This is a genomic window from Pseudomonas sp. WC2401, assembly GCF_041200115.1.
GTDB classification, from domain to species: domain Bacteria; phylum Pseudomonadota; class Gammaproteobacteria; order Pseudomonadales; family Pseudomonadaceae; genus Aquipseudomonas; species Aquipseudomonas fragi.
On the sequence record NZ_CP165623.1, the window covers coordinates 1,083,484 to 1,105,792 of the forward strand.

The 22,309-nt window shown below is 61.1% G+C and carries 20 protein-coding genes; 10 read left to right on the plus strand and 10 right to left on the minus strand.

All coding sequences use genetic code 11. The features are described from left to right. The first annotated feature begins 35 nt into the window (after positions 1–35). On the plus strand, positions 36–554 hold the full coding sequence (locus tag AB3G35_RS04880; RefSeq protein WP_016782481.1) for a glycine cleavage system protein R: 519 nt from the start codon (positions 36–38) through the stop codon (positions 552–554). A gap of 3 nt (positions 555–557) precedes the next feature. Here the strand turns inward: AB3G35_RS04880 and rarD are convergent, their stop codons facing one another. From rarD to AB3G35_RS04905, 5 genes are all read right to left on the minus strand, one after another. Beyond that, positions 558–1,445: an EamA family transporter RarD gene (gene rarD / locus AB3G35_RS04885; protein ID WP_088378799.1), complete on the minus strand. Its 888-nt coding sequence runs from the start codon at positions 1,443–1,445 to the stop codon at positions 558–560. Between the two features lie 236 nt (positions 1,446–1,681). Continuing rightward, a complete protein-coding gene (locus AB3G35_RS04890) occupies positions 1,682–2,656 on the minus strand; it encodes a serine/threonine protein kinase (protein ID WP_016782479.1) in 975 nt (324 codons plus the stop codon). Positions 2,657–2,752: 96 nt separating this feature from the next. Further along, a complete protein-coding gene (locus AB3G35_RS04895; protein ID WP_106115704.1) occupies positions 2,753–4,654 on the minus strand; it encodes a PhoX family phosphatase in 1,902 nt (633 codons plus the stop codon). 132 nt (positions 4,655–4,786) lie between these two features. Beyond that, positions 4,787–5,551: a TOBE domain-containing protein gene (locus tag AB3G35_RS04900; RefSeq protein ID WP_106115590.1), complete on the minus strand. Its 765-nt coding sequence runs from the start codon at positions 5,549–5,551 to the stop codon at positions 4,787–4,789. 57 nt (positions 5,552–5,608) lie between these two features. Continuing rightward, on the minus strand, positions 5,609–6,349 hold the full coding sequence (locus AB3G35_RS04905; protein ID WP_369782354.1) for a ComF family protein: 741 nt from the start codon (positions 6,347–6,349) through the stop codon (positions 5,609–5,611). An 87-nt stretch (positions 6,350–6,436) separates the two neighbouring features. Here AB3G35_RS04905 and bioB point away from each other — a divergent pair, with 87 nt between their 5' ends. The 7 genes from bioB to AB3G35_RS04940 all read left to right on the plus strand — a co-directional run bounded on the left by bioB (position 6,437) and on the right by AB3G35_RS04940 (position 15,120). Beyond that, positions 6,437–7,492: a biotin synthase BioB gene (gene bioB / locus AB3G35_RS04910; RefSeq protein ID WP_016782475.1), complete on the plus strand. Its 1,056-nt coding sequence runs from the start codon at positions 6,437–6,439 to the stop codon at positions 7,490–7,492. 134 nt (positions 7,493–7,626) lie between these two features. Then, complete coding sequence (gene bioF / locus AB3G35_RS04915; protein ID WP_369782355.1) at positions 7,627–8,799, plus strand: 8-amino-7-oxononanoate synthase; 1,173 nt, start codon at positions 7,627–7,629, stop codon at positions 8,797–8,799. Beyond that, complete coding sequence (locus AB3G35_RS04920; protein WP_016782473.1) at positions 8,792–9,523, plus strand: alpha/beta fold hydrolase; 732 nt, start codon at positions 8,792–8,794, stop codon at positions 9,521–9,523. The genes bioF and AB3G35_RS04920 overlap by 8 nt, the downstream gene beginning before the upstream one ends. After that, positions 9,516–10,328 carry a malonyl-ACP O-methyltransferase BioC gene (gene bioC / locus AB3G35_RS04925; protein WP_106115588.1) on the plus strand — a complete coding sequence of 271 codons (813 nt, stop codon included), beginning with the start codon at positions 9,516–9,518 and terminating at the stop codon, positions 10,326–10,328. Before AB3G35_RS04920 ends, bioC begins: the two co-directional genes overlap by 8 nt. Next, positions 10,325–11,005 (plus strand): dethiobiotin synthase, encoded by a 681-nt coding sequence (gene bioD / locus AB3G35_RS04930; protein WP_016782471.1) that lies wholly within the window; start codon positions 10,325–10,327, stop codon positions 11,003–11,005. The genes bioC and bioD overlap by 4 nt, the downstream gene beginning before the upstream one ends. Positions 11,006–11,261: 256 nt before the next feature. Continuing rightward, entirely contained in the window at positions 11,262–13,067 is a 1,806-nt protein-coding gene (locus AB3G35_RS04935; RefSeq protein ID WP_016782470.1) for a phenylacyl-CoA dehydrogenase, read from the plus strand. 274 nt (positions 13,068–13,341) lie between these two features. After that, positions 13,342–15,120 (plus strand): acyl-CoA dehydrogenase C-terminal domain-containing protein, encoded by a 1,779-nt coding sequence (locus tag AB3G35_RS04940; RefSeq protein ID WP_086795696.1) that lies wholly within the window; start codon positions 13,342–13,344, stop codon positions 15,118–15,120. 343 nt (positions 15,121–15,463) lie between these two features. On the opposite strand, the gene AB3G35_RS04945 is transcribed toward AB3G35_RS04940, so the two are convergent. Continuing rightward, positions 15,464–16,363 carry a LysR family transcriptional regulator gene (locus AB3G35_RS04945; protein WP_016782468.1) on the minus strand — a complete coding sequence of 300 codons (900 nt, stop codon included), beginning with the start codon at positions 16,361–16,363 and terminating at the stop codon, positions 15,464–15,466. 217 nt (positions 16,364–16,580) lie between these two features. On the opposite strand from AB3G35_RS04945, the gene AB3G35_RS04950 reads away from it, so the two are divergent. Further along, on the plus strand, positions 16,581–17,864 hold the full coding sequence (locus AB3G35_RS04950; RefSeq protein WP_340079305.1) for an aminotransferase class III-fold pyridoxal phosphate-dependent enzyme: 1,284 nt from the start codon (positions 16,581–16,583) through the stop codon (positions 17,862–17,864). A 185-nt stretch (positions 17,865–18,049) separates the two neighbouring features. Next, complete coding sequence (locus tag AB3G35_RS04955) at positions 18,050–18,211, plus strand: YqaE/Pmp3 family membrane protein (RefSeq protein WP_016782466.1); 162 nt, start codon at positions 18,050–18,052, stop codon at positions 18,209–18,211. A gap of 131 nt (positions 18,212–18,342) precedes the next feature. Here AB3G35_RS04955 and AB3G35_RS04960 read toward each other — a convergent pair whose 3' ends face one another. Genes AB3G35_RS04960 through pqqC form a run of 4 tightly spaced genes read right to left on the minus strand, consistent with a single transcriptional unit; the run spans position 18,343 to position 22,303 of the window. Next, entirely contained in the window at positions 18,343–20,175 is a 1,833-nt protein-coding gene (locus AB3G35_RS04960; protein ID WP_095040585.1) for a S9 family peptidase, read from the minus strand. Beyond that, positions 20,141–21,286, minus strand: a complete 1,146-nt coding sequence (gene pqqE, locus AB3G35_RS04965) for a pyrroloquinoline quinone biosynthesis protein PqqE (protein WP_186349587.1) — start codon at positions 21,284–21,286, stop codon at positions 20,141–20,143. The genes AB3G35_RS04960 and pqqE overlap by 35 nt, the downstream gene beginning before the upstream one ends. Continuing rightward, positions 21,279–21,554, minus strand: coding sequence for a pyrroloquinoline quinone biosynthesis peptide chaperone PqqD (gene pqqD, locus AB3G35_RS04970; protein WP_369782356.1), 276 nt, complete (start codon positions 21,552–21,554; stop codon positions 21,279–21,281). The genes pqqE and pqqD overlap by 8 nt, the downstream gene beginning before the upstream one ends. Further along, the gene (pqqC, locus tag AB3G35_RS04975; RefSeq protein WP_016782463.1) at positions 21,551–22,303 is read right to left on the minus strand and encodes a pyrroloquinoline-quinone synthase PqqC; all 753 of its coding nucleotides are present in this window, start codon (positions 22,301–22,303) and stop codon (positions 21,551–21,553) included. Before pqqC ends, pqqD begins: the two co-directional genes overlap by 4 nt. Positions 22,304–22,309 lie beyond the last annotated feature (6 nt).

The window sequence follows — 22,309 nt, forward strand, 5'->3', positions numbered from 1 at the left end:
TACTCATTCGACCCCCTAATAAGAGAGCCCCCGCCATGAACCATCTTGTGATTACGGTGTTTGCCCAGGACAAGGCCGGGCAGGTTGAGCGTATTGCCCAGTGCATCGCCGAGCATGGTGGTAACTGGCTGGAGAGCCGCATGTCGCGCATGGCCGGGCAATTTGCCGGGATCCTGCGTGTGGGTGTGCCCGCTGAAGCCCACGATGAGCTGGTGGACGCGTTGCAGCGCCTGGGCAAGGAAGGGATTCGGGTATTGATTGCCGAGAGCGGCATCGAGCAGTCCTGCACCTGGAAGCCCATTGCAATGGAGCTGGTGGGCAATGACCGCCCGGGTATTGTGCGCGACATTACCCGGGTGCTGACGGAGCAGGGGGTGAGCCTGGAGCGGCTGGTGACCGATGTTCGGCCCGCGCCCATGAGCAACGAGCCTCTGTTTCATGCCGAGGCGATTCTGGCCGTGCCCCTGACCCTGTCCCTGGATGTGTTGCAAAAGCGCCTGGAAACCCTGGCCGACGAACTGCTGGTGGACCTCAAGTTCAGTACCGAGGAGTAAGCTTCAACCGCGCTGGCGCATGCTGAACCAGGCATCGAGGCTGTACACCACCAGCCCGGCCCAGATAAATGCAAAGGCGATCAAGGTACTTTCGGACAAGTGCTCGCCATACACCCACACCGCCAGCATCAATACCAGCGTCGGCGCGATGTACTGCATAAAGCCCAGGGTGGTGTAGGGCAGATGCCGTGCGGCGGCGTTGAAACTGACCAGGGGAATCAGCGTGGCCGGCCCGGCCAGTACCAGCAACCAGGCTTCTGAGGTGCTCCAGAAATCAACATGAGCACTGTTGGCCTCGGGGTGCAGCAGCAACCAGCCAATAGCCACGGGCACCAGAATCCAGGTTTCGACCACCAGCCCCGGCAGCGCCTTGACCGGCGCCTGTTTGCGGATCAGCCCGTAAAAGCCGAAGGTCAGTGCCAGTACCAACGACACCCACGGCAGGCTGCCCACTTGCCACACTTGCTGGGCCACACCGGCAGCGGCCAGGCCTACGGCAATCCACTGCAGGCGACGCAGGCGCTCGCCCAGCAGCAACATGCCGAGCAGCACGTTGACCAGCGGGTTGATGTAGTAGCCCAGGCTGGCTTCTACCATGCGGTCGTTGTTGACCGCCCACACGTAGGTCAGCCAGTTGGCGGCAATCAGCAGGCCGCTGAGGGTCAGCACGCCAAGGCGTTTGGGGTTGTCGCGCAGCTCCTGCCACCAGCCGGGGTGCTTCCACACCAGCAGCAACAGTGAGCCGAACAAGGCCGACCAGAGCACCCGGTTAACGATGATCTCGGCGGCCGGAACACTGGCCAGCAGTTTGAAGTAGAGCGGGAAAATACCCCAGATGACATAGGCCGTGAGGCCTAAAATATACCCGCGACGCGGGTTGGCGGCTTGCATGCAGAATCCTTGCTCAGGCAACTAACAGACACGGAAGAAGCCAAGAGTGTAAGCAGGTTTTGCAGGCGTGTCGTGCAGGAGATCTGCAAGGCGGACATGTTTTTTTGCACCAGCAGCGGCCCCGGTTTTTCTGTGGGAGCGGGCTGCTCGCGATGCAGGCGCTGCGGTCTGTCAGTTAAACCGCATTCGACCCGATCGCGAGCAAGCCCGCTCCCACAAGAGCCACATAGATGGGGTCAGAACAGCTTCAGCGGCTCTTCATTGAGTGCCGACAGCTGTTCGCGCAACGCCAGGATCTGGTCGCCCCAGTAACGCTCGCTGCCAAACCACGGGAAGCTGTGGGGGAACGCCGGGTCGTCCCAGCGCCGGGCCAGCCAGGCGCTGTAATGCATCAGGCGCAAAGCGCGCAGCGGTTCGATCAGCGCCAGTTCGCGGGGGTTGAAGTCATGGAACTCGCTGTAGCCGTCCATCAGTTCCGACAACTGCCCCAGACATTCCTGACGGTCACCGGCCAGCATCATCCACAAGTCCTGCACCGCAGGGCCCATGCGGCAATCATCGAGGTCGACGATATGGAACACTTCGTCGCGGCACATCATGTTGCCGGGGTGGCAATCGCCATGCATGCGGATATTGGTGTGCGGGGTGGCGGCGTAGACGTCTTCAACCCGCTTGAGCAGGTCGCGGGCGACGGACTCGTAGGCCGGGAGCAGGCTGCGCGGTATGAAGTTGCCTTCAAGCAGGGTGGTCAGCGAGTCGTGACCGAAATTTTTCACCCCCAGCGCTTCACGGTGTTCGAACGGTTTGGTCGCACCCACGGCATGCAGGCGGCCCAGCAGTTGCCCGAGACGATACAACTGGTCGAGGTTGCCCGGTTCTGGCGCCCGGCCACCCCGGCGCGGGAACAGGGTAAAGCGGAAACCCTGGTGTTCGAATAGGCTTTGGCCGTTGTGAATCATCGGCGCCACAACCGGGACGTCGCATTCGGCCAGTTCGAAGGTGAAGCGGTGCTCTTCGAGGATCGCTTCGTTGGTCCAGCGCTGAGGGCGATAGAACTTGGCGATCAGCGGCTGCGAGTCTTCTATGCCGACCTGGTACACACGGTTTTCGTAGCTGTTGAGCGCCAGCACGCGGGCATCGCTCAGGAAACCGATGCTTTCGACGGCGTCGAGCACCAGATCTGGGGTAAGTGTTGCAAACGGATGAGACATGCTGACTCCTGCGCGCAGCAGGCTGCCGCGTCCGGCCATGCATGTTAACGCAGACCGGGACCTGGAAGGCGACTTAATCCTGTGTGGGAGCGGGCGTCAGGCGCCGACGATGCCACCGTCTTCACGGCTGATGGCCATGACCGAGGAGCGCGGTTTGCCGTTGGGCAGGTGCTCGGGGAAGGTGGAACCGCCATTTTCGCCGGGGTGTTGAATGCCCACGAACAGGGTCTTGTGGTCGGGCGAGAAGCTGATACCGGTGACTTCACAGCCAATCGGCCCGACCATGAAGCGGCGGATCTCACCGCTGGCCGGGTCGGCGCAGAGCATCTGGTTATTGCCCATGCCAGCGAAGTCGCCCGCGTTGCTGACATCACCGTCGGTCAGGATCCACAGGCGCCCGGCGGCGTCAAAACCCAGTCCATCGGGGCTGTTGAACATGTTCTGCGCGGTGATGTTGGCCGAACCGCCCTTGGCCTGCTGGCCGTGAACGACCGGGTTGCCGGCGACGACGAAAAGGTCCCAGTCGAAGGTGTCCGCGCCGTGATCACCCTTGTGGGCGTTCCAGCGCAGGATTTGCCCGTAGACGTTTTTCTCGCGCGGGTTGGGCCCGCCCACCGGCTGACCGTCTTCGCCGCGTTTGACGTTGTTGGTCAGGGTGCAATAGACCTGGCCGTCCTTGGGGCTGACCACAATCCACTCCGGGCGGTCCATGCGTGTGGCCTCGACGGCGCTGGCTGCCATGCGAGCATGAATCAACACTTCGGCCTGATTGGCAAAACCCTTGGTCGCATCGACGCCGTTTTTGCCGTGGCTCAGTTCAACCCACTGGCCGTGGCCCTTGGGGCGATCGGGGTTGCTGTCACCACCGTCAAAGCGCGCCACATAAAGCGTGCCGTGGTCGAGCAGGTCGCGGTTGGCCTTGGGGTTCTGGTGGTCGATCCTGTCGCGGCTGATGAATTTATAGATGAACTCGCCACGCTCATCGTCGCCCATGTAGACCACGGCACGGCCGTCGCCGGTTTCGGCAAGTGCGGCATTTTCGTGTTTGAAGCGGCCCAGGGCGGTGCGTTTGACGGGCGTGGAAAGCGGGTCGAACGGGTCGATTTCCACCACCCAGCCGTGGCGGTTGAGCTCGTTGGGGTTGAGTGCCAGGTCGAAACGCGGGTCGTGCTGGTGCCAGTTGATGTCTTTGCTGGCAGCTACGGCACCGTAGCGTTTTTGCGCAGCGTCGAAGGCCTGCTTGGGATCAGAGCTGCCAAAGCAGTCCGTGAAGTTTTCCTCGCACGTCAGGTAGGTGCCCCATGGCGTTTTGCCGTTGGCGCAGTTCTGGAATGTGCCCAGGGCGTGGGTGCCCGTGGCGTCGGCCTGGGTGCGCAGCAGTTCGTGGCCAGCAGCAGGGCCACTGAGTCGGATAGGGGTGTTGCCGTGAATGCGGCGGTTGAAAGGCGAGCCCTGGACAAACTGCCAGCCATTGCCCTTGCGCTGAATCTCAATCACCGACACGCCTTCCGAGGCCTGGGCCTTGCGCACTTCTTCGGCGCTGGCCGGCGTGCCCCCGTGGGGGTAGAGGTAGCGATAGTTGGTGTATTCGTTGTTGATTGCCATCAGGGCCCGGTTGGGGTCATCGGGGAAGGCGAACAGGCTCATGCCGTCGTTGTTGTCGCCAAATTGCACTTCCTGCTCGCTGGCCGTGCCGTTGCCGGCCGGGTCGAACGCCGGGCCTGCGGCTTGCAGCGGCTGGCCCCAGCTGATGAGAACCGAAGCGCGGTAGCCAGGTGGCAGGCTGATGGTGTCGGTGGTGGCTGCGTTGATGCTGTCAAAGCCCAGCAAGTTACTGTTGGCAGCGCTGACACCCGCCGCCAGTGCGCTGCGCCCGAGCAGGCCGCCGCCGAGGAACATCGCTGCGCCGCACAAGGCGCCAGCGCTGATAAAGCCACGTCGGCTGAGGCCAACCATCTGCTCAAGGTCGGTGGGTTGATGTTCTTCTAATAGGCTCATGGCTGGCTCGGCTCTGACGGTTTTGGCAGACACCATAAGCAGCGGGTATGACAGGGATGTTTCAGTGTTTGTTTGAAAAGCCCCTCACCCTAGCCCTCTCCCAAAGGGAGAGGGTTGGGGTGAGGGGCCGGACTAGAGCGCTGTCCCCAGCAACACCAGCGACGGCGCGAACTGCACTTGCGCCGCGCTGCCCACGCTCAGACCAAGTGTTTCAAGGTGTTGCGGTTCGCTCAGCGCACACAGGGTCTGGCCACCGGGCAGGTTGATGCGCACTTCGCTGGGGCCGTCTTCGGTGTGCAGGATCTGTTCGATGTGCCCGTGCAGGTGGTTGTATTCCGGGCCGGGCGGCTGGGTGGCGTCGATCAGTTGCAGCCATCCCGCTTTGATCAACGCCACCGCCGGGCTGCCGATGGCCAGTTCCAGGCGCTGGGTGCTGTCGCGGGTAATTTGCGCGCGAAGGCTCAGGCCGCCGGGCAACTCAAGTTCGATCAGGTCGTTGTGGCCATGAGGGTGAATGGCCACAACGCTGCCGTGCAATTGGTTGCGGGCGCTGGTGCGCATCATCAGGCGGCCCAGCAGGTCGAGATCCCGGGCGTCTTCGGCAGCGTCCAGGACCTGGGCCTGTATTGCTTGCAAGCGCTGATAAAGGCGCAACACCCGCAAGCCTGCCACGGACAACCGGGCGCCACCTCCGCCCTTGCCGCCGATGCTGCGCTCCACCAAGGGGGTTTGCGCCAGGTTGTTCAGCTCGTCGATGGCATCCCACGCTGCCTTGTAGCTGATGCCTGCGCTTTTGGCGGCGGCGGTGATCGAGCCTTGTTCGGCGATGTGTTGCAACAGGGCGATACGTTGCGGGCGGCGGACGATATGTTGGGCAAGCAGGGCAGGCAGGTGCATGAAGGCAGGTTCGCAAAGCGGGGCGTGCCCGAAAAGTGCCTGCTGCGCGGGGTGGCGTCAAGCAAGCCCGTCGGGTTTTGGTGTGCGTGCCAGGCAATACACATCAACCCGTCGTGCCCCGGCCTTGAGTAGCAGGAGTGCCAGGCTTTGTGCCGTGGCGCCGGTGGTCAGCACATCATCGATCAGGGCCAGGTGCAAGCCATGCACCTGCACCCCGGATGCAAGGCGAAAGGCGTGGCGCAAGTTGCGTTTGCGGGTTTTGGCGTCCAGATCCTGTTGCGCGGCGGTGTCCAGGGTACGCAGCAGCCAGTGCGGCTGGCAGGGGATACTCAGTTGCTTGCCGAGCCAGTCCCCCAGCATGCCTGCCTGGTTGTACCCACGCTCACGCAAGCGCTTGCGGGACAGGGGGACTGGCAACAGGAAGGCCGGTCGTGGCTCTCCCGAATTGAAGTCATCAAGCAGCGATTGGCCAAGAATTTCGGCTAAAAGCCGGCCATAAGGCCATTTACTGTGGTGCTTGAAGCGCACGATCAGGCTGTCTATAGGGAAACCATATACCCAGGGTGCATGCACCCGCGCAAAGGCGGGCGGCTGCCTGATGCAATGGCCGCACATCAACCCCGCCATCGGCAACGGCAAAGCGCAGCGCTGGCAGCAGTCACCCAGCCAGGGCAGTTCCAGCTCGCAGGCCACGCACAGGGCCAGCCCGGTGTCGGCGCGCAGGTCGCACAACAAACACGATTGATCAGATAATAACCAGTTGTAAACCCGCTTTATCCATTGTGGTTGACAGTTCATGTCACATCCTTAAACATGCCGACATCCGTGCCGTGCCTGAGGATCCGCCCTCAGGTTCTAGTCAAAGCATAAACAAGAGAAACGCCGATGAGCGCCAGCAGCCTTGCCAACTTGCGACATGATTGGTCATTAGCCGAAGTCCGGGCGATGTTCACCCAGCCGTTCAACGACCTGCTTTTCGAGGCGCAGACCGTTCACCGCAGGCATTTCAACGCCAACCGGGTCCAGGTTTCGACGCTGCTGTCGATCAAGACCGGTGCTTGCCCGGAAGATTGCAAATATTGTCCGCAGTCGGGTCACTACAACACCGGCCTGGCCAAAGAGAAGCTGATGCAGGTGCAGAAGGTGCTTGAAGAAGCCCAGCGGGCCAAGGCCATCGGTGCCACCCGGTTTTGCATGGGTGCGGCCTGGAAGCATCCGTCGGCCAAAGACATGCCCTATGTGCTGGAAATGGTCAAAGGCGTGAAGGCCATGGGCCTTGAAACCTGCATGACCCTGGGCAAGCTCGATCAGGAGCAAACCGCCGCGCTGGCCCACGCCGGCCTCGATTACTACAACCACAACCTCGACACCTCCCCTGAGTTTTACACCAGCATCATCACCACCCGTACTTACAGCGAGCGCCTGCAAACCCTGAGCTATGTGCGCGATAGCGGGATGAAAATCTGCTCCGGTGGCATCCTGGGCATGGGCGAGTCGCTGGACGATCGCGCCAATCTGCTGATCCAGCTGGCCAACCTGCCCGAGCACCCGGAATCGGTGCCGATCAACATGTTGGTGAAAGTGGCCGGTACGCCGATGGAAAACGCCGAAGACATCGACCCGTTTGATTTCATCCGCATGCTGGCGGTAGCGCGAATCATGATGCCTTTGAGCCATGTGCGCCTGTCGGCAGGTCGTGAGGCAATGAACGAGCAAATGCAGGCGCTGGCGTTTTTTGCCGGGGCCAACTCGATTTTCTATGGTGACAAACTGCTCACTACCGCCAACCCGCAGGCGGACAAGGACATGCAGCTGTTCAGTCGTCTGGGCATCCTGCCGGAAGAACGTGAAGACCACGCCGACGAGGTGCATCAGGCGGTGATCGAGCATGCACTGCGGGATCAGAAGTCCAGCGAGCAGTTCTATAACGCGGTGGTTTAACCACCGCGTAGACCTGTAGTCGCTGCCGCAGGCTGCGATAAGGTCCGCAGGACCTTCGCTTTCAATACCGAAGCCGGGGCCGCTTCGCTGCCCATCGCAGCCTGCGGCAGCGGCTACAAGGGATTATAGCCAGCATGTCATTTGATCTAAACGCCCGCCTGGCCGTTCGCCGTGCCGAAAATCTTTACCGCCAGCGGCCCTTGCTGCAAAGCCCGCAAGGCCCGCAGGTGCTGGTCGATGGCCAGCCTCTGCTCGCTTTCTGCAATAACGACTATCTCGGCCTGGCCAACCACCCGCAGGTGATCGAAGCCTGGCAGGCCGGTGCGTCGCACTGGGGGGTGGGCGGCGGTGCATCACACCTGGTCATTGGCCACAGCACCCCCCATCACGCACTGGAAGAAGCCCTGGCCGAGTTCACCGGTCGCCCGCGGGCGCTGCTGTTCAGCAACGGTTACATGGCCAATATGGGCGCCGTCACCGCGCTGGTGGGGCAGGGTGATACGGTGCTCGAAGACCGTCTCAACCATGCCTCCCTGCTGGATGCCGGCTTGCTCAGCGGGGCGCGCTTCAACCGCTATTTGCACAACGATGCAACCAGCCTGGCCAAGCGCCTGGAGAAGGCCAGCGGCAGTACGCTGGTGGTCACCGATGGCGTATTCAGCATGGACGGTGATCTTGCCGATCTGCCCGCGCTGGCCCGTGAAACTAAGGCCAAAGGGGCCTGGCTGATGGTCGACGATGCCCACGGCTTTGGCCCGCTGGGCGCCACTGGCGGCGGGATTGCCGAGCACTTCGGCCTGGGCATGGACGATGTGCCGGTGCTGGTGGGCACGCTGGGCAAGGCCTTTGGTACCAGCGGCGCTTTTGTGGCGGGCAGCGAAGAGCTGATTGAAAGCCTGATCCAGTTCGCCCGGCCTTATATCTACACCACCAGCCAGCCTCCGGCATTGGCCTGTGCAACGCTCAAAAGCCTTGAGCTGTTGCGCACCGAGCATTGGCGCCGCGAGCACCTCAACAGCCTGATCGGGCAATTTCGCCGGGGTGCCGAACAGATCGGCCTGCAGTTGATGGACAGCTTCACGCCGATCCAGCCGATCATGATCGGTGACAGTGGCCAGGCCATTCGTCTGTCGCAGATGTTGCGCGAGCGCGGCCTGTTGGTGACCGCAATCCGCCCGCCCACGGTGCCCGCGGGCAGCGCCCGGCTGCGCGTGACCCTGTCGGCGGCCCACACAGAAGCACAGGTGCAGCTATTGTTAACAGCACTTGATGACTGTTGGCGCACGTTGGAGGCCGATCATGCGTGATCGCTTGGTTTTGCTGCCGGGCTGGGGCCTGGGGGTGTCACCTCTGGAACCGCTGGCCGTGGCATTGCGTGGGCTGGACGAGCACCTGCGGGTTGAAATCGAACCGTTGCCGGTGCTGTTGTCCGCCGACCTTGACGACTGGCTCGACGAACTCGACGCCACCTTGCCCGACAACATCTGGCTGGGCGGCTGGTCGCTGGGCGGGATGCTCGCCAGCGAGCTGGCTGCGCGCCGCGGCGATCGCTGCTGCGGGCTGGTGACCCTGGCCAGCAACCCGAGCTTTGTCAGCCGCGAGGACTGGCCAAGCGCCATGCCGGTATCCACATTCGAACCGTTCCTGAGCGGTTTTCGCGATGCTCCCAACACCACCCTGAAACGCTTTTGCCTGCTGTGCAGCCAGGGCTCGGCCGAAGCCCGGGCAATGGCCGGGTTGCTGCTGGGCGGCGCGCCAAAAGCCCAACCCGATACCCTGCTGGCCGGCCTTGAACTGCTGGGCAAGCTGGATACGCGGGCAGCCTTGCAGCGTTTCAACGGGCCGCAATTGCACCTGTTCGCGGGGCTAGATGCCCTGGTGCCGGTGCAGGCGGCGAGCGATGTGCTGGCGCTGTTACCCGATGTCGAAGTGGGTCTGATTGAACAGGCCTGTCATGCTTTTTTACTGGAGGCCCCCCACGAGCTGGCGGCGGCAATCCAGGCTTTTTTACACGAGTCGGGCGATGAATGATTTGAGTATTGCGCTGCTGGCAGCCGGTTTGCCGGACAAGCGTCAGGTGGCGGTCTCGTTTTCCCGGGCGGCCGCCAGTTATGACAGCGTCGCCGAGCTGCAACGGGCGGTCGGCCATGAGTTGCTGGCCCGCCTGCCCCAGCACCTGAACCCGCAGCGCTGGCTGGACCTGGGCAGCGGCACCGGGTATTTCAGCCGTGAGCTGGGCCAGCGTTATGCCCACAGCCAGGGGCTGGCGCTGGATATTGCCCAGGGCATGCTGGCGTATGCCCGGCCCTTGGGCGGAGCGCAGCATTTTATTGCCGGGGATGCCGAAAGCCTGCCGCTGCAATCGAACAGCTGCGATGTGATTTTCTCCAGCCTGGCGCTGCAATGGTGTGCGGATTTTCGTGGGGTGCTCAGCGAGGCCCGGCGGGTGCTCAAGCCTGGCGGTGTGCTGGCATTTGCCAGCCTGTGCGTGGGCACCTTGCATGAGCTGCGAGACAGCTGGCAGGCCGTGGACGGTCAGGTGCATGTCAATCGCTTCCGTGAGTTCCACGCCTATCAGCAACTGTGTGCCGACAGCGGCTTGCAGGTGCTCAGCTTGCACAATCAGCCCCATGTGCTGCACTACCCGCAGGTTCGCCAACTGACCCATGAGCTCAAGGCACTGGGTGCGCACAACCTTAACCCCGGGCGGCCCGAAGGGCTGACGGGCAGGGCGCGGATTCAGGGGCTGGTGGCTGCCTATGAAGCGTATCGTCAGCCGCTCGGGCTACCGGCGACCTATCAGGTGGTCTACGGCATTCTGGAGAAAACGCGATGAACCCTGCGTACTTCATCACCGGTACGGATACCGATGTAGGCAAAACCACAGTAGCTGCGGGCTTTTTATATGCCGCCCGCGCGGCCGGCTTGAGCACGGCGGCAGGCAAGCCGGTGGCCTCGGGCTGTGAGGTCACCCCGCAGGGGCTGCGCAATGCCGATGCACTGGCCTTGATGGCCGAAAGCTCGATCAGGTTGAGTTATGACGAGGTCAACCCGGTGGCATTTGAACCGGCCATTGCCCCGCATATTGCCGCGCGCGAAGCCGGGGTGGTGCTGACGGTGCGCTCGCTGTTGGGGCCGATGCAGCACATCCTGAGTAAACAAGCCGACTTCACCCTGATTGAAGGCGCTGGCGGCTGGCGCGTGCCGTTATCGGGGCAAGACAGCTTGTCGGATCTGGCCCAGGCGCTGGATTTGCCGGTGATTCTGGTGGTGGGCGTGCGCCTGGGCTGTATCAGCCATGCCCTGCTCACGGCCGAGGCGATTGCCCGTGACGGCCTGCAACTGGCGGGTTGGGTGGCCAATATCATCGGCCCGAAAACCTCGCGCCTGGAAGAAAACCTCGCCACCCTGGCCGAGCGCTTGCCTGCACCCTGCCTGGGGCGGGTGCCAAAACTTAAATCGGCGTCGGCACAGTCCGTGGCGCAATACCTGCAACTGGATTTGCTGGACTGAGACACGGCTAAAACCTGTGGGAGCGGGCTTGCTCGCGATGGTCTACCTGACTGTCCGCGCCGCCTTTATCGCGAGCAAGCCCGCTCCCACCCATCACCCCTTCCCCTATCAGAAAAAATCCGACCCAAGACGAACGGACGCTTCGCGCTGCTTGACAATAAATAGGCGTAAACGTATGTTTCAAACACCTGTTTGACCGCCATAACAAATCCACGCGGTTGTTCATCCCCGGTTTCATCAGCAGAGGTTTATCGCTATGCCTGACTACAAGGCCCCCTTGCGTGATATTCGCTTCGTTCGTGACGAACTGCTCGGTTACGAAGCGCACTATCAGAGCCTGCCGGCTTGCCAGGACGCCACTCCAGATATGGTTGACGCCATTCTTGAAGAAGGCGCCAAGTTTTGTGAGCAGGTGCTGGCACCTCTGAACCGTGTGGGTGACATTGAAGGCTGCACCTGGAGCGAGTCCGGGGTTAAAACTCCGACTGGTTTTAAAGAAGCCTACAAACAATTCGTTGAAGGCGGCTGGCCAAGCCTGGCTCACGACGTGGAGCACGGTGGCCAGGGCCTGCCGGAATCTCTGGGTCTGGCGGTAAGCGAAATGGTCGGTGCGGCCAACTGGTCGTGGGGCATGTACCCGGGCCTGTCCCATGGTGCGATGAACACCATCTCCGAGCACGGCACCCCCGAGCAGCAAGAGACCTACCTGACCAAGCTGGTGACCGGCGAATGGACCGGCACCATGTGCCTGACCGAATCGCACTGCGGTACCGACCTGGGCCTGCTGCGCACCAAGGCTGAACCCCAGGCTGACGGTTCGTACAAGATTTCCGGCACCAAGATCTTTATCTCGGCCGGTGAACACGACATGGCCGACAACATCGTGCATATCGTGCTGGCTCGCCTGCCGGATGCACCGGCTGGCACCAAAGGCATTTCTCTGTTTATCGTGCCCAAGTTCAAGGCCAACGCCGATGGCAGCATCGGTGAGCGCAACGCCGTGTCCTGTGGCTCGCTAGAGCACAAAATGGGCATCCACGGTAACGCCACCTGCGTGATGAACTTCGACGGTGCCACCGGTTTCCTGATCGGCCCGCCGAACAAAGGCCTGAACTGCATGTTCACCTTTATGAACACCGCACGTCTGGGTACCGCGCTGCAGGGCTTGTCCCACGCTGAAATCGCCTTCCAGGGCGGCCTGAAATACGCCCGTGACCGTCTGCAAATGCGTTCGCTGACCGGCCCAAAAGCCCCTGAAAAGGCGGCTGACCCGATCATCGTTCACCCGGACGTACGTCGCATGCTGTTGACCACCAAGGCATTCGCCGAAGGCAACCGTGCGATGGTGTACTTCACTGCCAAGCAAGTCGACATCGTCAAATACGGCGTTGATGAAGAAGAGAAGAAGAAAGCCGACGCACTGCTGGCCTTCATGACTCCGATCGCCAAGGCCTTTATGACCGAAGTCGGTTTTGAGTCCGCCAACCACGGCGTGCAAATCTACGGCGGTCACGGTTTTATCGCCGAGTGGGGCATGGAGCAGAACGTTCGCGACAGCCGCATTTCGATGCTGTACGAAGGCACCACCGGTATCCAGGCACTCGACCTGCTGGGCCGTAAAGTGCTGATGACTCAAGGCGAAGCGCTCAAGGGCTTTACCAAGATCGTGCACAAGTTCTGCCAGAGCAACGAAGGCAACGAAACCCTGAACGAGTTCGTCACGCCACTGGCAGCACTGAACAAGGAATGGGGCGAGTTGACCATGAAGGTCGGTATGGCCGCCATGAAAGACCGTGAAGAAGTGGGTGCGGCTTCGGTCGATTACCTGATGTATTCCGGTTATGCCTGCCTGGCTTACTTCTGGGCTGACATGGCGCGCCTGGCCGCTGAAAAGCTGGCAGAAGGCACGTCTGAAGAAGCGTTCTACAAAGCCAAGCTGCAAACGGCACGCTTCTACTTCCAGCGCATCCTGCCGCGCACCCGCGCGCACGTTGCCACCATGCTGTCGGGCGCTGCCAACCTGATGGACATGAAAGAAGAAGACTTCGACCTGGGCTACTAAGCCTCGGCGGGTCATCTTGCAAAGCCGCTTCTCCTTTGGGGAAGCGGCTTTTTTTTGGATTGGCCACATGTGGGAGCGGGCTTGCTCGCGATGGCATCACCACGGTCTTCCTGGAACACCGCATCGCCTGAATCGCGGGCAAGCCCGCTCCCACAAAAAAATCACAGTGACCTAATTTGTATCTTTGGTCACGCGATGACCCTATGTATCGCTATCGTCGTTAAGCTAGACTGGGTCCCACACTAAACGCCGTTTACAGATTACGAGGTTTGCCATGGCTGACTACAAAGCGCCCCTGCGCGATATGCGCTTCGTCCTCAATGAAGTCTTCGAGGTCGCTACACTTTGGGCGCAATTGCCTGCGTTGGCAGAGACCGTCGATGCTGAAACGGTTGAAGCCATTCTTGAAGAAGCGGGCAAGGTCACGGCCAAAAGCATCGCGCCGCTGAGCCGCAGTGGTGATGAGGAAGGCTGCCACTGGGACAATGGCGCAGTGACCACCCCGGCCGGTTTTGTCGATGCCTATCGCACCTACGCCGAAGGCGGCTGGGTCGGTGTAGGCGGCGACCCGCAGTTCGGCGGTATGGGCATGCCCAAGGCCGTATCGGCGCAGGTCGAAGAGATGATCAACTCCTCCAGCCTGTCGTTTGGCCTGTACCCGATGCTGACTGCCGGGGCCTGTGTATCGATCAACGCCCACGCCAGCGACGAACTGAAAGCCACCTATTTGCCGAACATGTACTCGGGTGTGTGGGCTGGCTCCATGTGTTTGACCGAGCCCCATGCCGGTACTGATCTGGGGATTATTCGGACAAAAGCCGAGCCTCAGGTAGATGGTTCCTACAAAGTCAGTGGCACCAAAATCTTCATCACCGGTGGTGAACACGACCTGACCGAGAACATCATCCATCTGGTACTGGCCAAACTGCCGGATGCACCTGCGGGGCCGAAAGGTATTTCGCTGTTTCTGGTGCCCAAGTTCATGGTCAATGCCGATGGCAGCCTGGGCGAGCGCAACCCGGTGACTTGCGGCTCCATTGAACACAAGATGGGTATCCAGGCCTCGGCCACCTGCGTGATGAATTTCGACGAGGCAGTTGGCTACCTGGTAGGCGAGCCCAACCGTGGCCTGGCCGCGATGTTCACCATGATGAACTACGAGCGTCTTGGGGTTGGCATTCAGGGCCTGGCTTCGGGCGAGCGTTCGTACCAGAACGCCGTGGAATATGCCCGCGACCGCCTGCAGGGGCGCGCAGCAACCGGCGCGGTGGCCAAGGATAAAGTGGCCGATCCGATCATCGTCCACGCCGATGTGCGGCGCATGTTGCTGACCATGAAAGCCTCGAACGAAGGCGGTCGGGCGTTTTCGACTTACGTTGCCAACCAGCTGGATATTGCCAAGTTCAGTGAAGACCCCGCCGCCCGCGAGCGCGCTGATGGCCTGGTGGCCTTGCTGACCCCGGTGGCCAAAGCCTTCCTCACCGACCTGGGCCTGGAAACCACCGTGCATGGCCAGCAAGTGTTTGGTGGCCATGGCTACATTCGCGAGTGGGGCCAGGAACAACTGGTACGCGATGTGCGCATCACACAAATCTACGAAGGCACCAACGGTATCCAGGCGCTGGATCTGGTGGGGCGCAAGATCGTGGGCAACCAGGGTGCTTACTACCGTCAGTTCGCCGACGAGATTCGTCAGTTCATTGCCGGGGCCAGCAGTGATCTGAACGAGTTTACCCAGCCACTGGCTGCAGCTTTGGACACACTTGACCAGTTGACAGCCTGGGTACTGGACCGCTCGCAAAACAACCCGAACGAGATCGGTGCTGCCTCTGTCGAGTACCTGCAGGTTTTTGGTTACACAACGTATGCGTACATGTGGGCGTTGATGGCCAGGGCCGCGTTGGGCAAAGAGGCCGATGAAGCCTTCTATGCCAGCAAACTGGGCACGGCACGCTTCTATTTCGCCCGTTTGCTGCCGCGTATCCACTCGCTGAGCGCTTCGGTCAAGGCGGGTAGCGAGTCGCTTTACCTGCTGGACGAAGCACACTTTTAACCTGTTTAGTGTTTTGTAAGCATTTGCTTACATTACATGCTGACAATCTCCCATATCGGCAGATTGGATCCAGGGGTAATCTACTTTCCATGGACGTAGAGCAGGAAGCTCAAAGCAACAACACGGACACGTAGGATTCTGCCAGGATGGCGGAGTGAAAAGGATGTCAGGGAAACAGTCTGCAAAACCCCGCCTCGGCGGGGTTTTCTTTTTTGTGCGTCAGAATTTTCTCGATTTCCCAGCTCCTGTGGGAGCGGGCTTGCCCGCGATCGCATCACCACGGTGTGCCTGAAGCTCCGCGTCGCCTGAATCGCGAGCAAGCCCGCTCCCACAAGGTGGTCAGCTACAACGCCCCTTCATCGCTCTGCATCACATCCTCAAGCAAGGTGCGCAACAGCCCCAAAGTGGCTTGCTGACGCTGCACATCGCGGCACACCAACCCCACCTTCAGCGGCACACGGGGCTCGCTCAGCGGCTTCCACAGCAGTGCCTTGTCGTCGTGCTGATGGCGCGAGCGCCCAGGCAATACGGTGGCCAGCTTGCTGTGGGGCAGGCTGTCGAGAATCCCCGCCATGGTGTTCAGTTCGGCTTGTACCTGCGGGCGCCGCCCCAGGTTGGCGAGCTGGGTTTGCCAGATCTGGCGTACCTGAAACTCTTCTCCCAGTAGCAGCATCGGCAGCTCTGCCGCCTGGCTTACAGACACCTTCTTGAATTCGCGCAGTGGATGATCTGCCGGGATTACCAGTTGCAGTTCGTCTTCATACAGCAGCATGCCGTGCAGCCCGGGCTGGCGTGGCGGCAGGTAGCTGATGCCAATGTCGAGCGAACCATTGAGCAGGCGCCGTTCGATCTCGATGCCGGTGAGCTCGTAGATCTGCACCACCAAATGGGGTTGGGCCTGGCGCACCCGCTCCAGCATCTGCGGCACCAGGCTGGTATGCACGGTTTGCAACACGCCGATGGCGATGGTGCGCAGGGCCTGGCCCTGAAAATTGTGCAACGCCTCTTTGGCCCGCTGCAGCCCGTCGAGCAGCGGCAGCGCGTGGTTGTAGAGCGTATGCGCTGCCAGGGTTGGCAGCAGGCGCTTGCTGCTGCGCTCGAACAGGCTCACATCGAGGTTGTGTTCGAGCTGGCGGATCTGCTGCGACAGGGCTGGCTGCGAGATGCAAAGACGCTCGGCGGCACGGCCCACATGGCCTTCTTCATACACCGCGACGAAATAACGCAGTTGCTTGAAATCCATAAGTAATACTTATCGAAATTGCTTAAAAAACGAAATGGCTCAACGGCCTGCTGGCGCCTAGTCTACGCGCATTCCACAAGGCTCATCGAGCCAGAGATGCTGATAGGCAGTGGCGTTTTACATAGGCAGGGCAATAAACCCAATCAGAGGTTTACCTTCTGTAAGAACCGCCGGCAGTTGCAAATCAAATCTGTTTATGGTCACAAGGTCCGCGTGCATGAACCTGTTTAACCTGCGTCGCCATTCCCCCAGCCTTGAAGAGATGGCTGCGCATTCTGCGCCATCCAAGGCTGGCAACCCTCCTTCCCGGGACTGCCTGATGCCCTGCGTTGAGCGTGAGAGCCAAGTGTTTGTGCGAGGTCAGGGATCGTGGATGTGGGACAGCGACAGCCGGGCGTATCTGGACTTTACCCAGGGCAGTGCTGCCAACAGCCTGGGCCACAGCCCGGCAGTGCTGGTCAAGGCGATGACCGAGCAGGCGCAATCTTTGCTGAACCCGGGCGCAGGCTTTTTAAACCGCGGAATGTTGAACCTGGCGCAGCGCTTGTGTGAAAGCACCGGTAGCGATCATGTGCACTTGCTCAACACCGGGGCCGAGGCCAATGAGGGGGCGATCAAGCTGGCGCGCAAGTGGGGCCAGCTGCATCGCGGTGGCGCACACCGGATTATCACCGCGAGCCGCAGCTGTCACGGTCGAAGCTTTGGCGCGATGTCAGCCTCGGGCAGCGCCACCCCGGATAACCGCTTCGAGCCGCAGTTGCCGGGCTTTATCAATGTGCCGTTCAACGATTTGCCGGCGCTGCATGCTGCAGTCGATGCGCAGACCGTGGCCATCATGCTGGAGCCGGTACAAAGCGAAGCCGGAGTGATTCCGGCGACCGAACACTACCTCAAGGGTGTTGAGCGTTTGTGCCGTGAGCTGGGCATTTTGCTGATCCTGGATGAAGTCCAGACCGGCATGGGGCGTTGCGGCACATTGCTGGCAGAGCAGAATTACGGCATCCGCGCCGATATCATCACCTTGGGCAAAGGCCTGGGCGGCGGTGTGCCGCTTGCGGCGCTGCTGGCTCGGGGCAAAGCCTGCTGCCTGGAGCCCGGTGAGCTGGGCGGCACCCATCATGGCAACGCCCTGATGAGTACCGCGGGGTTGGCGGTGCTGGACACCGTGCTGGAAAAAGGCTTTTTGCAGCAGGTTCGCGACGCGGGGCAACACCTGCGCGAGGGCTTGGGCCGGCTGGCCAATAGTTATGCACAGGGTGAATTGCGCGGCCAGGGTCTGCTTTGGGGCCTGACATTGTCGGATAACTCGGCAGATGCTGTGGTCAAGGCGGCCTTGTATGAGGGTTTGCTGATCAGTGCGCCACAGCCTGACTGCCTGCGTTTCACCCCGGCCCTGTGCGTGAGCAAAGGCAATATCGATGAAATGCTGCTGCGTCTGGCCCGGGCGTTTGCCCGTGTGCGCACGGCCCAGTTGCAGTGCCGTCGCGGGGTTGCCGTCTGACTGCAGCGCTCACACCGAATTTTAAGAACCGTCTCGCGGTATAACGCATCGCCCTGTGCCTGTTTTCTTCGGCACGGGGCGTTTTTTTTGCCTGTGGATAAGTTTGCGCTGAACCTTTGGCTTGCGCCTGGAGTCGATTAGAAGCAGGGCCGGTTCTGGCCCGCCACTTTCAGGGAGCTGCGCATATGGATCTTATTAAAATCATCTTTGCCATTCTGCTTCCGCCGCTGGGCGTGTTTATGCAAGTGGGTTTTGCCGGGGCTTTCTGGCTGAATATTCTGCTGACCCTGTGCGGTTATATTCCAGGGATCGTGCATGCGGTGTGGATTATCGCCAAGCGTTCGTAATGTCGGGAAGATGCCTGTGTGGGACAGGCATCAGCTGCGATGTGGGAGCGGGCTTGCTCGCGATTGCATCACCGCGTTAATCCAGACGGACCGCGTGGCATGCATCGCGAGCAAGCCCGCTCCCACAGTTTTTAAGGCGTCTTTGTCAGCAAGTCGCTGTAAAACAACCATTCCTGTTCCAGCGCGTGGGCCTGGTTACTGGCCTTGCGAAAGCCGTGGCGTTCGTCCGGGTAGTAATGGGCCTGGGCCGGGATGCCGTTGTATTGCAGGGCCTGGAGCATGTCGCGGGTTTGTTGCGGCACCACTACGGCGTCCAGCTCGCCCTGGAAGAAGATCACCGGCACGCTGATCTGGTTGGCATACAGCAACGGAGTGCGCGCCGCATAACGGTCAGCGTCGCGCTGCGGGTCGCCAATCAACCAGTCCAGATAGTCACCTTCAAACTTGTGGGTGGCTCGCGCCAGCGCAATCGGATCGCTGACTCCGTACAGGCTGGCACCCGCCCGGAATACGTTATGGAATGCCAGCGCGCACAAGGTGGTGTAGCCCCCTGCGCTGCCGCCACGAATAAACGCAGTGCGGGGAGCAATCAGTTCTTGCTCGGTGAGATAACTGACAACCGCGCAAGCATCTTCGACATCCGCAACGCCCCAATTCAGATGCAAGGCCTGACGATAGTCACGGCCATAGCCGGTGCTGCCGCGATAGTTGAGGTCGGCCACGGCAAAGCCGCGCTGGGTCCAGTATTGAATGCGCGGGTCGAGCATCGGGTAACAGGCTGAAGTCGGACCACCGTGGATAAAGACCAGCAGTGGCGGTTTTTTCTCGCCATTCATCGCCGGGTAGAAAAAGCCGTGAGCATGGCCCTCGCCAGAGGGATAGCGCAGGGTTCTCGGGCGGCTGATACGTTCAGGGGGCAGCGGCGCAACGCCTCCAGCCAGTACCTCGACCTTATGGTCGGCGCGACAGATGCGGATCACGGCTGAAGGGCGTATCGGTGATGCGGCGATGCAATAGATAAAGGCCTCATCCAGTGCCAGGCTGCGAAAGTGGCTGTAGTCACCGGTGAAGTCTTCGAGGTTGCCGTCAGCTGTGCGGATGCCCAGGCGACCGAAGCCGTCTTCGGTCCAACTGGCCAGCCAGGCTTGTTCGCCAAGCGGCACAAAGGTGGTGGTGCCCAGTTGCCAGGGGGCTGGGGCGTGATCGGCGCGCGGGCTGGGTGCGGGTACCAGGCCTTCGCCGGACTCGGCCCAGGGCTGCCAGAAACCTGCTCGGTCGGTCAGGCAATGCAGGCGGTTATCTGCGTCGAAGCGAGGCTGTTGCAGCGACTCCTCTTCAAGATCGCCGGCCAGGCACTGCGCGGTATTCCAGCGTCCGGCCGTTTGGCCTTCGGCCAGCATCAGGCGGGTAGATGTCCACGGTTGGTGCGGACGGCTCCATTCAATCCAGGCCAGGCGCTGGCCGTCGGGGCTCAGTGCCGGTGCGCCATAGAAGTCGGCACCTTCGGCCAGGATCTGACGTGCAAGCGTGTCGAGGTCGATGCTGACCAGTCGATGTTGATCGCCGGTTTCCTCGACCGCCAGCACCTGCCCGCTGGCAAACTGCACGCCACCGTAACGGCAAGTGCCCTGGGTCAGCACTTGTGGTGCCGAGCCGTCCAGGGGTTGCAGGTACAACTGCTGATCGGCTTCGTTGACGAATACCACCGCGTCATCGCTCAGGCAAAAACTGCCACCGCCATACTCGTAGACCCGGCTGCGCACGCTGAAACCAGCGGGTGTCAGGCAGTGAGCCTGGCCTTCGCGCCAGTGCCAGATACGCGAGGCGGCGTCCTGGGGGCGATATTCGTTCCAGAACAGGCCCCGTGGACCGACCCGCAATTCTGCGAAATCGACGCCGGCGGCAACGGCGAGTGCAGCGCTGAAGGGTTCAGCTTTTGGCGATAAGGCGTGAGTTTCGTTCATTTCGGAAGGCCAATTGTTCGATGGTCTGAGTGGCGTGCTCGGCTTCTTCGCGCGCCTTGAGAATCAGGTCGTGCTGGGGCGATTTACTGCACACCGGGTCTGCATTGCTGGCGTCCCCGGTGAGCATAAAGGCCTGGCAACGGCAGCCGCCGAAGTCCTTTTCTTTCTCGTCGCACGAACGGCAGGGCTCGGGCATCCAGTCATAACCGCGAAAACGATTGAAGCCAAACGAGTCATACCAGATGTGCTGCATGCTGTGGTCGCGCACATTGGGGAACTCGACCGGCATTTGCCGGGCACCATGACACGGCAGGGCCGTACCGTCAGGTGTGACGGTCAAAAAGATACTGCCCCAGCCGTTCATGCAGGCTTTTGGGCGTTCTTCGTAGTAATCCGGGGTCACGAAAATCAGCTTGCAGGGGTGGCCTTCAGCCTCAAGTTTGGCCCGGTACTCATTGGTGATGCGCTCAGCCCGCACCAGCTGCTCCTTGGTTGGCAGCAGGCCGACACGGTTGAGCTGGGCCCAGCCGTAGAACTGGCAGGTAGCTAGCTCGACAAAGTCGGCTTCAAGGGCGATGCACAGCTCGATGATGCGGTCGATCTTGTCGATATTGTGCCGGTGGGTGACGAAGTTCAGCACCATCGGATAGCCGTGGGCCTTGACGGCCCGGGCCATTTCGAGCTTTTGCGCGAAGGCTTTTTTCGAGCCGGCCAGCAGGTTGTTCACTTGCTCGTCGCTGGCCTGGAAGCTGATCTGGATATGGTCCAGCCCGGCTTTCTTGAAGTCGCTGATCTTTTGCTCGGTCAGGCCTATCCCTGAGGTGATCAGGTTGGTATAGAAGCCCAGCTTGCGTGCTTCGCCAATCAACTCGGCCAGATCCTGGCGCACCAGCGGCTCGCCACCGGAGAAACCCAGTTGCGCTGCACCCATCTCCCGCGCCTCGCGAAACACCTTGATCCACTGTTCGGTGCTCAGTTCTTTGCCCTGCTGGGCGAAGTCCAGCGGGTTTGAGCAGTAGGGGCATTGCAGCGGGCAGCGGTAGGTCAATTCGGCGAGCAGCCACAGCGGCAGGCCAACTTCAGGTTTGGGCGGGATACGGCTGTCAGGCAAGTTCGATCCAGTGCTCTGCACGAGCGACCTCCATAAATTGCTCGATGTCTGCGTCGAGCTCGGGTACGCCGGGGAACTGTTGGTCCAGTTCGCCAATAATGGCCGCGACGTCGCGCTGGCCGTCGATCAGGCCGCCGATCAGGGCTGCGCTGTCATTGAGCTTGATCATGCCTTCGGGGTACAGCAGCACATGGCCTTTTTGCGCGGGCTCGTACTGGTAACGATAGCCGGTGCGCCAGGTCGGGATTTTGCTGCGATCGAAGCTCATAGGGTGATTCCTTTATGCCAGACACGTTGGCTGGTCACGCTGTGATAGGGCGGGCGGTCCAGTTCGTAGGCCATGGTCATGGCATCGAGCATGCTCCACAGGATATCGAGTTTGAACTGGAGGATTTCCAGCATGCGCTGCTGGCCTTCATAAGTAGTGTAGTGCTGCAGGGTAATTGCCAGCCCGTGTTCCACGTCGCGTCGGGCCTGGCCCAGGCGGGTGCGGAAGTATTCGTAGCCGGCCGGGTCGATCCACGGGTAATGCTGGGGCCAGCTGTCCAGGCGTGACTGGTGGATTTGCGGTGCAAACATCTCGGTCAGCGAGCTACTGGCGGCCTCTTCCCATGTGGCGCGGCGGGCGAAGTTGACGTAAGCGTCCACGGCAAAACGAACGCCGGGCAGGACCAGCTCCTGGGAGCGCAACTGGTCCGGGTCCAGGCCCACGGCCTGGCCAAGGCGCAGCCAGGCCTCGATACCGCCGTCTTCACCGGGCGCGCCGTCGTGGTCGATCATGCGTTGAATCCACTCGCGGCGCACTTCACGGTCAGGGCAGTTGGCCAGGATCGCGGCATCTTTAAGCGGAATATTGACCTGATAGTAGTAACGGTTGGCGACCCAGCCCTGAATCTGCTCGCGGGTGGCGCGGCCTTCGTACATTGCCACCTGGTAGGGGTGGTAGATGTGGTAATAAGCGCCTTTGGCCCGCAGGGCGGCCTCGAATTCGGCGGTGGAGAGTGGGGCTTGGGTCATCAGATG